Origin of the sequence: Heliorestis convoluta, from assembly GCF_009649955.1 — a bacterium.
GTDB lineage: Bacteria > Bacillota > Desulfitobacteriia > Heliobacteriales > Heliobacteriaceae > Heliorestis > Heliorestis convoluta.
Genome location: NZ_CP045875.1, coordinates 1081090 through 1096366 on the forward strand (window position 1 = coordinate 1081090; position 15277 = coordinate 1096366).

Annotated in this window: 14 protein-coding genes; all 14 read right to left on the reverse strand. The window is 43.3% G+C overall.

The genetic code is table 11. The features are described from left to right. Positions 1 to 95: 95 nt before the first annotated feature. Complete coding sequence (locus FTV88_RS04980; protein WP_153724668.1) at positions 96 to 1310, reverse strand: Rne/Rng family ribonuclease; 1215 nt, start codon at positions 1308 to 1310, stop codon at positions 96 to 98. Further along, positions 1307 to 2017 carry a TIGR03936 family radical SAM-associated protein gene (locus FTV88_RS04985; RefSeq protein ID WP_153724669.1) on the reverse strand — a complete coding sequence of 237 codons (711 nt, stop codon included), beginning with the start codon at positions 2015 to 2017 and terminating at the stop codon, positions 1307 to 1309. Before FTV88_RS04985 ends, FTV88_RS04980 begins: the two co-directional genes overlap by 4 nt. Next, positions 1992 to 3902 (reverse strand): TIGR03960 family B12-binding radical SAM protein, encoded by a 1911-nt coding sequence (locus tag FTV88_RS04990; RefSeq protein ID WP_153726515.1) that lies wholly within the window; start codon positions 3900 to 3902, stop codon positions 1992 to 1994. The genes FTV88_RS04985 and FTV88_RS04990 overlap by 26 nt, the downstream gene beginning before the upstream one ends. Before the next feature lie 111 nt (positions 3903 to 4013). Continuing rightward, positions 4014 to 4892: a site-2 protease family protein gene (locus FTV88_RS04995; protein ID WP_153724670.1), complete on the reverse strand. Its 879-nt coding sequence runs from the start codon at positions 4890 to 4892 to the stop codon at positions 4014 to 4016. Next, on the reverse strand, positions 4849 to 5874 hold the full coding sequence (locus FTV88_RS05000) for a murein hydrolase activator EnvC family protein (RefSeq protein ID WP_153724671.1): 1026 nt from the start codon (positions 5872 to 5874) through the stop codon (positions 4849 to 4851). The genes FTV88_RS04995 and FTV88_RS05000 overlap by 44 nt, the downstream gene beginning before the upstream one ends. A 168-nt stretch (positions 5875 to 6042) precedes the next feature. Next, positions 6043 to 7731: a nucleoside kinase gene (locus FTV88_RS05005; protein ID WP_153726516.1), complete on the reverse strand. Its 1689-nt coding sequence runs from the start codon at positions 7729 to 7731 to the stop codon at positions 6043 to 6045. A gap of 25 nt (positions 7732 to 7756) precedes the next feature. Further along, positions 7757 to 8416 carry a flagellar brake protein gene (locus tag FTV88_RS05010; protein ID WP_153724672.1) on the reverse strand — a complete coding sequence of 220 codons (660 nt, stop codon included), beginning with the start codon at positions 8414 to 8416 and terminating at the stop codon, positions 7757 to 7759. 16 nt (positions 8417 to 8432) lie between these two features. Then, on the reverse strand, positions 8433 to 9524 hold the full coding sequence (rodA, locus tag FTV88_RS05015; RefSeq protein ID WP_153726517.1) for a rod shape-determining protein RodA: 1092 nt from the start codon (positions 9522 to 9524) through the stop codon (positions 8433 to 8435). 169 nt (positions 9525 to 9693) lie between these two features. Further along, a complete protein-coding gene (minE, locus tag FTV88_RS05020) occupies positions 9694 to 9969 on the reverse strand; it encodes a cell division topological specificity factor MinE (RefSeq protein ID WP_153724673.1) in 276 nt (91 codons plus the stop codon). 27 nt (positions 9970 to 9996) lie between these two features. After that, on the reverse strand, positions 9997 to 10800 hold the full coding sequence (gene minD / locus FTV88_RS05025) for a septum site-determining protein MinD (RefSeq protein ID WP_153724674.1): 804 nt from the start codon (positions 10798 to 10800) through the stop codon (positions 9997 to 9999). A 12-nt stretch (positions 10801 to 10812) separates the two neighbouring features. Beyond that, positions 10813 to 11667, reverse strand: coding sequence for a septum site-determining protein MinC (gene minC, locus FTV88_RS05030; protein ID WP_153724675.1), 855 nt, complete (start codon positions 11665 to 11667; stop codon positions 10813 to 10815). A 163-nt stretch (positions 11668 to 11830) separates the two neighbouring features. Next, a complete protein-coding gene (gene mrdA / locus FTV88_RS05035; protein WP_153724676.1) occupies positions 11831 to 13912 on the reverse strand; it encodes a penicillin-binding protein 2 in 2082 nt (693 codons plus the stop codon). Then, positions 13909 to 14412: a rod shape-determining protein MreD gene (mreD, locus tag FTV88_RS05040; RefSeq protein WP_153724677.1), complete on the reverse strand. Its 504-nt coding sequence runs from the start codon at positions 14410 to 14412 to the stop codon at positions 13909 to 13911. Before mreD ends, mrdA begins: the two co-directional genes overlap by 4 nt. Beyond that, entirely contained in the window at positions 14412 to 15257 is an 846-nt protein-coding gene (gene mreC / locus FTV88_RS05045; RefSeq protein ID WP_153724678.1) for a rod shape-determining protein MreC, read from the reverse strand. The genes mreD and mreC overlap by 1 nt, the downstream gene beginning before the upstream one ends. Positions 15258 to 15277 lie beyond the last annotated feature (20 nt).

Genomic DNA, 15277 nt, shown 5'->3' on the forward strand with positions numbered 1-15277 from the left:
CATAATACTCTTTTCTTTTTCCTTTGTCAATAAGAGAAATAGATACTTTTGGTATCAAAGCACTTTATTACGTATCTTGCAGCCTACTTTTACTTTCAGTGACCTATTAAGCAAACTTTGCTTAACAAGCGCCCTCGGCCTTCACAAACTTGGCAAGGTGATTCGAGGAGAGATGATAAAGTTTCTCGTGTTTTTTTTCGGGTCATTTCTAGAAGACCTAAAGCAGTAAAGCCAAAAACTTCTGTCTTCACTTTATCATAAGACAACCCTTCTTTTAGCTGTACTACTACTTCTTGACGATGCTCCTCATCGATCATATCAATAAAGTCAATGATGATCATGCCACCGATGTTGCGAAGGCGCAACTGACGTGCTACCTCTTCTGCCGCTTCTAAGTTTGTCCTTCGCACCGTTTCAGCTAAATTATGATCGCCCACATAACGGCCTGTATTCACATCAACGACTGTCAACGCTTCTGTGCCTTCTATAACCAAATAGCCACCACTGGGTAAATAGACTCGTGGTGAAAGTGCTTTTTGAATCTGACTATAAAGATTGTATCGCTGGAATAGATCAGGCACTTCTTCCAAAATCAATTTGTTTTGCAACGGCACTTCGTACTGCTGGGCCCAAAAAATCATTTGTTCATACAAAGTGCGTTGGTTAAGGTGAATCTTTTCCACTTTAGTATCAAAAAGATCTCGCAAAGTAGTTTCAAGCAACGCACATTCTTGAAAAAGCAGAACCGGTGCTTTCTCCGAAAGCGATTTTTCAGTAATCTGCTTCCAGAGGAATCGAAGGTTTTGAAAGTCCTTTTCCAAAACTTTCTCATTCATTCCGGCTGCAACGGTTCTAACGATAACGCCTGCGCCTTTTTCGCTTGAAGTCAAAGCCTGCGCAATAGCCAAAAGTCGCCTACGTTCTGCTGGATCTTCGATTCGCTTGGATAAACCGATTTGATCTTCGAAAGGTGTTAAGACCAAATATCGACCAGGCAATGATATTTTTCCACGAATACGAGGACCTTTCCGACCGATTTCTTCTTTTGTTACTTGAACGATTATCTCGTCACCTTCAGTAACTTCTGTATCAATCAGATCCATGAGAGGAAGGTAAGCATTTTTACGAATTCCAATATCTACAAAAGCAGCAGCCATGCCAGGCAAGATTTGAACAATGCGGCCTTTGTAGATATTCCCTTCCAAACGTTGACGTCTTGGATCATGCCAGTATAGTTCTACAAGGCGATTTTTTTCAAGAATCGCCGCCATAACTTCGTTGTCTTTGGCTTGAACAACCATACTTTTCATCGCAAATCTTTAAGAACCTCTAGAGGCGTAAACTGTTTACCATCCTTCACTACAAAAAGACCAAGACGAATGATACGCAGTCGTTCCAACTGAACGGGTAAATCTTTCTGCTGCACCACCATAGAAAGAACTTCTTCTGGCCTCACATTTCCTTCGCTTCCTGTTTGAACCAACATTTCAAGCAAAAGGTGATTCTCTACCACTGTCCCTTTGACTTCATAGACACCAGAGCGAATCTCTTTCTGTACCAAGCCTTTTTTGCTCTCCCGCTCTACAAGCCAGCTATCTAAGTCTAAACTAGTCTGAATCGAATCTTGAACTTCTTTTTCTTCAATGGAAGAAAGCAATGGTACCTTGACCCTGTATTGCGCTCGATTGACGAGAGCCATCAATGCTGGTTGACCTGGTGGAACAATCTCGGCATCGATAATGCGAAACCCTTCCGGCATCGCTTTTTGTAGTCTCATCACCAACTCCGCATTCTCAATGAGCGGGTCAATTTCCACATCTACATACTCACCGAGAGAAATAACCCCAACAGCTAAGGCTGAAGCAAAAGATATTTTCGGATGAGGATTATAGCCTTCCGAAAAAACAAGAGAAATCTGGGCTCTGCGCAAAGCTCGTTCAAAAGCTTTTTGCGTGTCCAGATGAGAAAGCCAGCGAACTGGATCTTCTTTACTAAAGGCGATCCGAATTCTGGCCATGATCACCACCCCGCAAATCTACAGATATCCCAAGTGAAGGACAAACCCCACAGGCGCTACAACTATGATGGCGACAATCTTGTGTGAGCGCTGCTTCCATGGCTTTTTTGTGCTCTCGCACTAAGTAAGAACGATCAACGCCATAATCTAGATGATCCCAAGGCAGCGGTTCATTATACTCAATGTTTCGATAGGCATAGTAAGCCGGATCGATTTCTGTTTCTTGAAAAGCTTCTACCCATCGATCATAACGGAAATGCTCTGTCCAACCATCGAATCGAGCACCTTTTTCCCAGGCTTTCAATAAAACTTTTGCCAAACGACGATCGCCTTTGGCCATGACTGCTTCTATAAAGCTCACTTTCGCATCATGCCAGTTATACGTAATCCGTCGATCTCGAATGCGCTTTTTAAGAAACTGCTGTTTCTCTTCTAGCTGGGCAATAGAGTTTTGCGCTTCCCATTGAAAAGGTGTTTGTGGTTTTGGAACAAAAGAAGAAAGACTGATTGTCACTTTTATATTTTTTCGGATTCCTTTGGATCGAAAAATATCAGAGCCCATATAAGCCACTTTTTCGGCCAGACGGGCAATCCCTTCAAGATCTTCTTCCTCTTCTGTAGGCAATCCCATCATAAAATAAAGCTTAATCGTATGCCATCCACCTTGAAAGGCTTTTTCGATCGTCTCCATAAGATCTTCTTCTGTTACACCTTTGTTAATTACATCACGCAAACGCTGCGTTCCTGCTTCTGGTGCAAAGGTTAATCCTGTCTTACGCACTTTTTGAACTTCTCTGGCTAGATTGACAGAAAAAGCGTCTACGCGCAAAGATGGTAAAGATAGCCCAACTCGCTTTTCTTCGTGAGCTTGCAACAAGGCTTTTACTAAAGGTTCTATACAAGTATGATCAGCCGTACTTAAGGAAGTTAAAGCAATCTCATCATAACCAGTCTGACGAATTAATTCATCGGCTTGCCGTTGCAATGTTTCAGCAGACCGCTCTCGAACAGGTCGGTAAATTGTTCCTGCTTGACAAAAGCGGCAAGCTCTTGAGCAACCTCGCAAAACTTCTAGCATGACACGATCATGGACTACACCCATAAAAGGAACCATCGATTGCGTTGGGAAGTAAGCCTGATCAAAATCTTGTATCACTTGTTTGCAAATTCTATCGGGTGCGCTCCCATCAAGTTTCTCCAATCCCTTATAATGACCGCCATCATCATAGTGGGCTTGATACATCGATGGAACATAAACACCAGGTAGCTGTGACAACTGCCTTAATAAGGTCTGGCGACGGCCTGGTGCTGCTTCTTTACTTCCGGCCATCTCCTTTTTGAAATTTCCAATTTTTTTCAAAAGAATTGGTAAAATTTCCTCTCCTTCCCCTAGGATGACCAGATCAAGAAAGTCAGCCAACGGTTCCGGGTTAACAGCACAAGGTCCACCGGCAATCACCAAAGGATCGTCATCGGCTCTATCTTGAGACAAAAGGGGAATTTGGGCTAGATCAAGCATATTCAAAATATTGGTGTAGGACATCTCATACTGCAAAGTAAAGCCGACCACATCAAACTCTTTCAAAGGACGTCGGCTTTCCAGTGAAAAAAGCGGAAGATCTCTCTTCCTCATCTCCTCTTCCATATCGGTCCAGGGTGCAAATACACGTTCCATGAGCATGGATTCTTGATCATTGATCAAGTGGTATAAGATCCGCAACCCCAAATGAGACATGCCCACTTCGTAGACATCGGGGAAAGCAAAGACCATCGTCGTATCGACGTTGGCCCAATCTTTTTTGACCTGGTTGTACTCTCCACCTGTATAACGAGTCGGCTTTGTTACTTTATTCAACAACTCGTCTTCCAAGACCTGGCCAATCATCGCTTGCTTCAAATTTTTCCACCTTCATTCTGTCCTTTTTATGTGACAATTGCTACGAATAAGTTTCTATCTACCATAGATTATCTCCATCAGCCAGGATTGACAACCCTTCTATCGCTCTTTTATTAACTCACCGACAGAACAATCTTTTTCCCCGGCCATCATGTGCTCTAATAACGAAGTTTCGCTCAATTGACCGACAATTTGACCTCGTTCATCGACTACAGTTACTATCAAACATTTATTAGGAGATATTTGTGGCATTAATGATGAGACAGGAACGTTATGACGAGCCACCACAACCTCACCATTCCAAGTATGCCTCTTCTGTAATTGTTTTTCTTTTGATTGTAATAGATTCCAGAAGACCATCGCACCATTTCTCCTTTCTTTATGGGCGCCTAGAAACAAAAAGCCAGCAATAAGGGGCAAGTCAAGGCCCGTCTTCTCCCAAAACAAGCCTGCAATGGCGATAAAAGCAAAAACAATGGCCAAGGCCTCTCCCCAGGACGCAACGATTGTTGAAGCTCGCATCGTACCTATCTTTAAAGTCATAAAAGCTCGCAACACACGTCCCCCATCAAGAGGCAAGATTGGCAATAGATTAAATACACCGATCGTAAAGTTCACAATTCGCAAATACTCATAATAACCGCCCCAGGAAAAACCGAGAAGATTGGCTCCTTCAATGATTAAAAGTAGTAAAAAGGAAAAAGCAGGCCCTGCCAAAGCCACAGATATTTCATCGCGAGGACGATGATTTACATCTGCAGAAAGACGAGCCACGCCTCCAAAGGGAAAAAACTCAATTTCTTTCACAGCAAAACCAAGTCTTCGCGCTGCTATCGTATGCCCCAGCTCATGCCAGGCCACAGAAAGAAAAGCAAGAGCCACATAGACAGCAACACCAGCCCAGGCATAAAGTGCCGCTAGAAGAATAAGCCACTCATTGATTCGAATTTCCACCCCCGCCAGTCGGGCTATTCTCATCAGGAGCTCCTCCCTTCTGTACTCCAGGAGCTAAGGGATCAACACTTCGACCCTCGTGACGTACCTCCAGGTAGAGCTGGGCCTGTCCAGCAGAAGCACTGCGTCCCAAAGGACCGATGACAGTTTGCGCTTCTACCTTCTCCCCGGCTTCCACGTAAAGCTCTTGCAAAGGACCCATTATCCTTGTAGAGCCATCATTGGCTGCGATCTGTACATAAATGCCTCCATCTTCGGACCAGGAGGTGATGAGAGTACCAGAAACAGCAGCCCTAACAGGCGCCCCTGCTGTGCCTACAATCCGTACTCCCGGATAAAAGTCAACACCTCGCTGGCCAAAAGCTTCCACCACAATGCCCTTCACAGGCTCCTCTACGGGCAAACCATATCGAGCAACGGCACCATTGGGCGAAAAAACGGGCATTGCCGTCGTCCCATCGGTCCATAGACCAAGCCGCAGTACAGCCTGCCGCAAAGGCTCAAACTCCATATCTTCTGACACAATCCGTTCTACCTGAACTTGCGCCACTTTCGCCCAGGGATGCTCTAATTGAAAAAGACCCCATAAAGAGAAAAATAGTAAAAGAGCAATCACAGATTGTCCTACCAAGCGCCAGGGAGACTTAGAGCGATTGGGGAAGGAATTCGAAGACGCTGATAGATCAGAATTAGAACTCATAATCCGATCAAAGCGCCCCTCATAAGAACTCCACTTCGACTTCTTACCAAGGCCACCAGAGGGACTAGACTTATGAGAAGTACTTGAACCCAAAGCATCCTTAGAGTCAGTAGAATTACCAGAAGAAGCAGAGGAGCTTGTCCCTGATTTCGACGCTGACTTTGACGGAAACCAGGACTCCTGCAGCTGCGCTGGCACATCATCACCTCCCCGCCTCTCTTCGCCTCCTTGTAAATCCTTCCTGTTCTTCTTTTTCGTCGTACGACGACGATTATAAACCCACTTCTCCAACTCCGACTTCTTCACTCCAAGCCCTCCTTCCACAGAGAAATCACAACGCCGCAAAGGCCTTTGCTACATGATATGAAAAAAAGGGACAAGTATGAAACGAAAAAAAGGCTCTTATGCAAGAGGATTCCCCTCTGCATAAGAGCCAACAAATTGATAGTAGAACGACGTAACATATATCTTACCTTAGGATCGATAAAAGGCGCTCCCACCGATGAACTCTCGCAAAATCGAGGTCGGTGGCACTTCCCAATCATCCATAGGCCGAAAATAATCAAGCAAGGTCAACAACCGCTGTGCATCGCCGTAAACCTCATTGGAGGAGTCAATCTCTTCTAAAAGAGGCGTGGCATAGGCCCCCAAAACAGCAGGCTCATAGAGAAGAGCCGAATTGAACATCACATCAGCTTCTTCTTGATAAGGAAAAATCCAACGCTCCTCTCCACGACGAACAGAAGGCCACATTGCCAAAGTCTCTTCAGCACGACGAGATCGATACTGTTGATCGCGAATCATCCGCCGTAACAAACGAACATCTGTCGTTTTAATATAGTTCATCAGATCTAAGTTCAGTTCAACAAGAGCACTAACATAAATCTTAAACTTACAATTACGGTCAATATGACTGGTCAACTCTTCATTCAAGCCATGAATGCCTTCTACAATAATGGGCTGCTCGAGGCCTATACGCAACTTGCGCCCTACATACTCTCTTTCTCCACTATGAAAATTATAATGGGGTACTTCTACTTCTTGGCCTTCAATCAACTGACTCAGTTGTTCATTGAATAAAGCAAGATCAACAGCGTAGAGTGATTCAAAATCATAATTGCCTGCTTCGTCTTTCGGCGAAAGACGCCGAGGGTGAAAATAGTCATCCATCGAAATTGTTACAGGCTTAAAACCATTCACACGCAGTTGTATTTTTAATCGTTGTGCGAAACTAGTTTTTCCTGAAGAAGAAGGACCGGCAATTAAAATAACCCGGCTTCGCTCTGGTTCCTCTGCAATGATATCTGCAATCTGAGCAATTCGTTTCTCATGAAGGGCTTCAGCCAAACGAATGAGTTCACCTGTTTTGCCAGCTTCAACATGACTATTTAATTCCAGCACATTAGAAACGCCTACAATCTTTGTCCAACGATCGGATTCACGAAAGATATAACCGAGCTTTTTTTGCTCTAAATTTTTCGGGACACGATAGGGATCATGTTGATCGGGAAAACGCAATAAAAAGCCGGCATCATGATGCTCTAGCTGATAGGTTGTAATAAGGCCCGTATGAGGCACCAGGACTTCATCGCTAAACTCAACATAATCACCGCAACGATAGAGATAGACAGGCTCTCGTTGACGATACCGTAAGATTGCAACCTGATCTTCTCTTTGATGCTCTTCCAACCTCAATTTCGCTTCTTCAAGAGGCAAGACCTGACACTCAATCGGTTCGCAAGCCCGAACAATATCCCACATTCGCTCTCGCATACGATCGACCATCTCTGCTGTAATAGGCTCCCCGCTCAACCTTTCTCCATAAAAACCTTTATTCAAGGAAAATTGAATCTCAAAAGTATCATTGGGAAATAACTCATGGGCTGTACGCATTAAGACAAAGGCTAAACTTCGAGCATAGACACGAATTCCCGTCTCACTGGTCATATCAACCATTTCTACAGTACAATCTTGTTGAGGAAGGTACTGTAGATTCTCTATTTTATTGTTCACCTTTACAGCAACAATAGGACCATTCTGCTCTGCTTGTAGCTCCCAGGCCAGAACCTGAAGATTGGTTTGCCGATTCCACCACCGACAAAACCATCCCGTCTTTGCTGTGCGAATCGTTAAAATCAAAGGAAGCTGACCATCTACAGTCATCAATCATTAAACCCCTTATCATACCTTATTGCAGTCCCTGACTCCGCATCTCTCTTTGTCGAGCAAATATAAATTGAATGATTTTTTCTTGTTCCATTCTAGAAGGTTCAATAAATTCTAATCCCAGTAAGTAATAAGCCTGTCGCTCTACTCTTTCCAAGAAAACACGCTTTACAAAAGCTTGCAAGCGCAGCCTTTCTTGTAACAAAGGAACCTCTATGAGTAGCTTGTCATTTTTTTGAAACTCATCGTTGACCAGGACAAGCAAGCCACCGGCCGAAATGTTTTTGATCGTACAAGCTTTCCATGTCCAATCACAGGGATCCTTTTCATCTTCCTGCTTAGCATAAACAGTCTTCATAAAGACTGGAAAGCGATAAAAGTTCCGCCGCTGCACTTTATCAATTTTTTTCGGTCGCTCTACTGTAATGATAGGAAGCGGCTGGGATTGACGTTCTTGGATGATACTTTGATAGACATAAATACCATGACTGGTAATTTTATAGAAAATCACAGGATCCCCTACATGCATAGGTATGGGCTGCCCTTCTTTAAAAGGCAGTGCCAAGAGAATCTTATCTTCCCCAATATCTTCAACACGACTTTTATGGTGCCCTGAAAAAATACTACCAGGTGGTATTAATATCTGAATCAGATCATTTACTTTGAGTTTCTCTACAGACACGATGTATCACTCACCCCTAAAACATGATGGTCTGTCTACGAATATGGACGTTCAACAGTAGGCCCAGTGCCATCATATTTGTGAGCATTGACGTCCCCCCATAACTCACAAAAGGAAGCGGTAAGCCTGTAATCGGCATTACACTAATTGTCATTCCTACATTAACAAGCACTTGAAAAAGAAGCATAGAAGTAATTCCCATAACAATGAGCGATCCAAAGACATCTCTAGCATCTAAAGCAATTCGAATCGCACGAAAGATAAGTAGCATAAATAATAATAAAAGTACAGCTGCTCCAATAAAGCCCAATTCTTCACCAACGACTGCAAAAATAAAATCAGTGTGATGCTCTGGTAAAAAATTCAATTGTACCTGGCTACCATTGTAAAGACCTTTGCCAAGCAATCCCCCAGAACCAATGGCAATTAAAGACTGCCGAATCTGATAGCCAAAACCAGCAGGATCCATATCGGGATTAAAAAATATTACAAGCCTCATAATTTGATAATCCTGCAAAGGCAACGAGAGACCCCAGTAAAAATAGCCAATCAAAGCAGTGCTAACAACAGCAGCGCCTCCCAATACAAGAGACAAAAGAATCTTCTTGTTTGCACCTGCAACAAGTAGCATACCAAACATAACAGCAATGAGCACAAGAGAAGTCCCAAGATCAGGCTGAATAAGAATCAAAGACATCGGTACCGCCATAAACATAAAACATGGAACTAGATCAACAAATCGTTCCAGCTTACCTTGTCGCTTCGAAAGAAAATCAGCAAAAGCAACAATCAACAGCAATTTAGCCAGCTCTGAAGGTTGAAATTGAAAACTCCCTAACTTAATCCAACGCTGAGAACCGTTAATATCCGTTCCAAACAAAATGACAGAAAAAAGAAGAAGCAGGGTAAGCCCATAAAGATGCCAAGCATAGCGCGCTGCATTTTGATAAGAAATGAAGACAATAGCCAATGCAGCAACCAGACCTATGCCCATCCAAAGAGCCTGCTTACGTACAAATTCCCAACGATCGGCACCAAGGTTATAAGATGCGCTGCTAAGAATGATTAAGCTAAAAATCATCAGGAGGACGACCAGAGCGACAAGCATCCAGTCAACATTTTTAATAAGCTTTCGGTCCAATAAAACAATTCCTCCTTCAAATCAGTTTATGAAGAATACCATGTCTACAACATTATAATTATAGGCTAGAACAGTTGCAAAAAAAAGACCTTCCTTACAACCGTAAGAAAGGCAAATCTTTCTTCTTATTATTTCATTACATTCGTCGCTTTATATCTAAAATTGGAATATTGGCCACCAGTGCGACAGAACTATCTTCATTGCTTAAAGATACCTCCAGAGCCTTTTCATCAATTACCATATAAGTAGAAATTACCTTGATTAGATCTTCTTTCAATGATTCCAGAATTTCAGGAGAGACACTACTCCGATCATGGACCAAAACAAGACGAAGGCGCTCTTTCGCTACGTTTTTGCTTCCCGACATGTTGTCACGACTAAAAATGCGCTGTAAGAAATCGATAACCGCCATTTTCTATTTGCCTCCTTTCTAGATCAATCAGCGACGGAGACCAAAAATCTTACGTACTTTATCCATAAAATTATCTGTGGCTTCTAAATTCATTAAGGGCACATCAACACCGGTGATTCGCCGTGTAATATTTCTATAGGCTTGTCCAGCTCTGGACTGATCGTCTAAGACGGCTGGTTCCCCTTTGTTCGTGGAAATTAAAATAGAGTCATCTTCAGGAACAACACCAAGAACATCTATGGCTAGAATATCGACCATGTCTTCGATGGACATCATATCGCCTTGACGAACCATTCCAGGACGCAGACGATTGATGATCAAGCGAGGACTTCGTAAACCTGATGCTTCTAGTAAACCAATGACACGATCAGCATCACGAATGGCTGAAACTTCTGGCGTCGTTACAACGATCGCTTTTTCAGCACCGGCAACAGCGTTTTTAAATCCTTGCTCAATTCCAGCAGGACAGTCAATCAAAACAAAGTCAAACTCTGCTTTCAATTCATCACAGAGCTTAAGCATTTGATTCTGGTTAACGGCGGACTTATCTTTTGTCTGTGCTGCCGGTAACAAATTTAACCGACCATCGGGAAAGCGCTTATCGCGAATCAATGCTTTTGCCGTGGACACTTGACCACTTGTTACATCAACAATGTCATAAACAATTCGGTTTTCTAAGCCCATAACTACATCAAGATTGCGCAAACCAATATCAGTATCAACAAGTACGACTTTATATCCTAATGTTGCAAGACCTGTTCCAAGATTGGCTGTTGTCGTCGTCTTGCCTACACCGCCTTTGCCAGAGGTGATAACAATTACTTCACCCATACGACTTCCTCCTTAGTCTTTTCCAAATGCTTTGGAACCATATTGGTATCTTTCGATTGTTACCATATCGTCTCGTATTCGAGCGATTTCGGGATGATCAGGCCCTTCATCTGCTTCATCAGGAGGCCTGGATATATGATTGGCAATACGAAGCTGCGTCGGTTGTAGGCGAAAAGCCATGATTATGGCCTCGGTAGAACCAAAGGCACCTGCATGAGCTACACCACGAAAACTACCAAGTACAATAATATTGCCACCAGCAATCACTTCAGCGCCAGGGTTTACTTCTCCCATAATAACAACATGTCCTGGATAGCGAACTCGCTGACCTGATCGCAAAGTTCGTTGAATAAACAGTGTCTGTTCATCGCCACCTTGCTTATCTATATAATATTCTGAGTTCTTATCTAGCTGTCTATCGACAGACTCGGGATAGTAGTCTTTTTCTTCTGTTATTACGATTTCTGGATCTGTTGCGGCCACAACTTTCTGATCAGGTTCTTCTTTTTTCTTGACGTTGGTGCTTTCATTGGTCTCGTAAAGATGGTTGGCGATCTGATAGATACGCTCTCGATTTCCTTTCAACGTGGCCTCCTCCTCGTCAACCCCTCTTGTATCAGACCAGGCATTGATCCCTCGCACAATCAATCCATAAGAGGGAAAAAGCCTTTGGATTACCTTATATTGGTCTTCTGTCAACTCTCTGGTTCCTACATCAATGGAAACATTGGCACCGATCAGAAAATTGTCAGCAGAGCCTAACTTTTCTTCGATCGCTGCAACCAACGATGAAAATTCACAGCCAGAGTCAAGGAAAAAGGTTAAGCCTTCTTTGCTACCTTTGATTACAATGTCTGCTTTTTTCATTGCTACTTCCCCAGCCTCTCAGGCAATTTCCATACTTTTACCATTTTAATTCAACAATAAATTCTACGCTAACGAGTGAATTCCTTCAAGAAAAAGAAAAAAACGAGGTAGAACGCCTCGTTTAATAAATTTCGACTTATTTTGCCGTATTGTTTTAAAATTTTCATTCAACTTGTGTACGCCCAAAATATTCTTCAAAAACAGCCTTTGCCACCATACCAGCAGAAGATCCACCATGATAGCCGTATTCAATGACACCGGCAAAAGCAACTTGAGGATTATCATAGGGGGCAAAAGCGACAAAGACGCCATGAAAATCACGATTTTGGTTGCTATCACCGACACGACCTGTCTCCGCCGTCCCTGTTTTGGCCGCAACCTTTACGGGGAAATTATGAAACAAGTGGTACGCTGTCCCGCGAGGTTCCGTAACGGCCAGCATAGAACGTCGGACTGCAGCCATTTGTTCCTCTGATACAGATGTAACCCGATGTAGCATCGTTGGCTCAATGTGATGAACTACATCATCAACAGTACTTTCAATGCGATCGACGAGATAAGGTTCATAGCGATAACCACCATTGGCTAAGGTCGCTACATAATTGGCCAATTGTAATACTGTATATTGATTACGGCCCTGTCCAATGGAAGTATTGTACGTCTCAAAAGCTTGCCAGTAAGGCCAGTAATTCAAGTCATTTTGGTAATCTCTTTCAATGACTCTGCGAATCCGTTCGTCTCTTTCTAGAATCTGCCTTCGCTCTTCCTCCGTCTGGGCTAAAGCCAACTGTTCTTCCGTCTGTTTTTCTAGCTCGTTCAACCTTGTCCTCTGTCGATTTAAAGCATAAGCATTGCCCCAGGCTCTTTTCCAATCCCGTCCCGGCATAAGGCCAATTTCTTCGCCTGGAAGAATAATGCCTGTCTCTTCTCCCAACCCAAACTCTCTAGCTACAAGACTGATATTGTCAATCGTAGCTCTGCGCCCCATTTCTTGGAAGTAAACATTGCAAGATGTTGCCATGGCTTGAGCAAGATCAACGGGACCATGGACACCGGTGCAGCGAATATAAGGCTTTTCCCAGTAAGCGCCGGTGCACGTTACTTTTTCACGGGGATCAAGACGTCCAGCTGCCAGGGCACCTAATGCGGTAATCGCCTTAAAAGTAGAGCCTGGTGGGTAGGCGGTTTGGAAGACACGGTTGATAAAAGCAGGTGGATTGGAGTTATGGTAATAATCGGCTGTGGCTTGATCCATCAGACCAATGAAATCATTGGGATCTAGTTCAGGTCTAGAAGTCATGGCTAAAATAGCACCGCTATGAACGTCTATCATAACAGCCGCTCCAGCCTGGGCTTTTGGAAACTGTTTTTGTAGACGCTCTAACGTTTCATCCATGGCATCTTCCATTCTTTTTTGCAGCCTTGCATCAATCGTTAACACCAATCGCTGTCCTGGCTCGGGATTCTGGGTGTAATGACTTTGGATAGGACGATTGAGTGCATTGACCTCGACCTGTTGAAAACCATCTGTTCCTCGCAAATATTTTTCATAAGCTCGTTCTAGACCAATTTTTCCTATCATATCACCAAGTCGGTAATTCTCCTCTGAAAAGCGCTCCATCTCTTCACGACTGATTTCTCGAACATAACCTAGAGCATGTCCTGCAACAGTACTGCCCATATAAGGAGGGTAGTAGCGAATGGGGCCTTTGTCTACAACCACACCTGGTAGTTCATAGCGCCTTTCTTCCAGAATGGCCACTTCCTCATCGGTCAGACCAGACTTAATTAGAATGGGTTCATATAACCGAAATCGTCTTTTATCAATCTGTTCTTGTATATACTCTTTCGTGATGCGTGGATCGTTTTCCCCAAGAATTTGGGCTACTTTATCTACCACTTCATCTTCCGTTTCTTTATAACGAGCATCTAAGTGAGTGATGTAGACAGAATAGACAGGAATGGAGGTGGCTAAAGTAACACCATTGATATCAACAATATCGCCGCGCATGGCCACGATAGGCAACAATCGAAGTCGATTTCTCTCTGACGTTGTTTGATAATCATCAGTAATAACAAATTGTAGGTAAAAGAGTCGACTCATTAAAAAGATAAAAACAAGGAAAGTCATTGCCGCAAAAAAGCGCAATGTTTTTTCTAAATCTTTCCTTCGTTGTACAGCGGGTGATTCTTCCGGCACTTCTCGAACTGTTTTTTTGGATAATTCAACATAATCTTTACTCATGATCCCACCTCTTCCTTACGGAGCCAACCTTGTATTGTGGAGCGATAAAAAGATCCATAAAAGATTGGAACAAGTGCTGTATTGTATAAAGATTGAATCAAGAGAGTGAGCCATAAAGTTTTCAAGTTAATGTATAGGCCTGCATAAAGGGCCAGCAGGTATGCAAGTAGATTAAAAGCTATAGTTCCTACAAAGACAGCGCCCATTGGAACAAGCAAATTGTCTTTATAAAGCCGACCTTCGATTAAACCAATGAGTCCACCTACAGCAGCCATGGTCAAAATATTAAGACCTATGTAGCGCCCTGAAAAAAGATCTAAAAACAAACCTGCCAGTACGCCAAAAATGCTGCCAGAGCGACTTCCCTGTAATAGAGAATAAAAGATGACCAGGATCAATACAAGATTGGGTCCAATTCCTTGAATGGAAAGACTGTGAAAAAGCGTTGTCTGCAAAACAGCAGAAAGGAACAAGAAAAGCATTACGATGAGATAGCGCACTACTCCTCGGCCCCTTCCACTGCGTAAACATTTCGAATAATAAATACTTCTTCTAAGCGTTGAAAGTCTACAGCCGGGCGTATCGTCGCTCTTTTCGTCAAACCATTAGGCTCTGACTCTATATCTAAGACGTATCCAACTTTTAAGCCTTTGGGATAGATGGCACCCAATCCAGAAGTTAGGACAAGCTGCCCTTCCTGTATGGGACCATCCCGTCGAAGATTGATCATTTGCAGTAATCCAGAGCCATCGGCCTTTGCTTCCACAATGCCAGGCTCTCGCGTCATTTTTATCAAGCCAGGTACAGGTCCTTCCCTATCTACGATCAGTAAGACTTGGCTTGAATAGGGTGTTACTGAGATAACATGACCAATAAGGCCATCGTTGTTTATAATCACCATGTTACGCTGAATTCCATCTTGTGAGCCACGATTTAGAGTAAGTGTATTAAACCAGGTAGAAGGATCACGAGCAATGACTCGAGCCAGTACAAGGTCGTAGTTCTGTTCTTTTTCTTCTTTATAAGCCAGTAGCTCTTTTAATCGAATGTTTTCTAGCTGATATTGCTTCAATAAGTTGATTTGACGTTGAAGCTCACCCTTTTCACTATGTAAAATTTCATTTTCATCTTTTATTTGCTTGTAATTCACAACAGCCTGACCGACGCCGCCCAGACTTTGCGTAACATAGGAAAAGCCCATTTGCATGGGCGCTAGCAAAGCCTGGGTTGAACGCTCAATGATGCTACTGTCACGTTCCCCGGCCGTCATTCGAAGAAGGCCCAGGCCGATCAAAACGCCAAGACCGATGACAATTGCTGTCTTTTTATATTGTGGCCGTGCCAACGGTCTTCCTCCTTCTGTCC

Bases quoted from the DNA above. Each gene is read 5' to 3' on its own strand.
- minD (WP_153724674.1), bottom strand. From the start codon at position 10,800: ATGGGTGAAGTAATTGTTATCACCTCTGGCAAAGGCGGTGTAGGCAAG.
- mrdA (WP_153724676.1), bottom strand. From the start codon at position 13,912: ATGAGTAAAGATTATGTTGAATTATCCAAAAAAACAGTTCGAGAAGTG.
- FTV88_RS04985 (WP_153724669.1), bottom strand. From the start codon at position 2,017: ATGGCCAGAATTCGGATCGCCTTTAGTAAAGAAGATCCAGTTCGCTGG.
- rodA (WP_153726517.1), bottom strand. From the start codon at position 9,524: ATGCTTGTCGCTCTGGTCGTCCTCCTGATGATTTTTAGCTTAATCATT.
- minC (WP_153724675.1), bottom strand. From the start codon at position 11,667: ATGAAAAAAGCAGACATTGTAATCAAAGGTAGCAAAGAAGGCTTAACC.
- FTV88_RS04995 (WP_153724670.1), bottom strand. From the start codon at position 4,892: ATGAGAATAGCCCGACTGGCGGGGGTGGAAATTCGAATCAATGAGTGG.
- FTV88_RS05005 (WP_153726516.1), bottom strand. From the start codon at position 7,731: ATGACTGTAGATGGTCAGCTTCCTTTGATTTTAACGATTCGCACAGCA.
- FTV88_RS04980 (WP_153724668.1), bottom strand. From the start codon at position 1,310: ATGAAAAGTATGGTTGTTCAAGCCAAAGACAACGAAGTTATGGCGGCG.
- FTV88_RS04990 (WP_153726515.1), bottom strand. From the start codon at position 3,902: ATGATTGGCCAGGTCTTGGAAGACGAGTTGTTGAATAAAGTAACAAAG.
- minE (WP_153724673.1), bottom strand. From the start codon at position 9,969: ATGGCGGTTATCGATTTCTTACAGCGCATTTTTAGTCGTGACAACATG.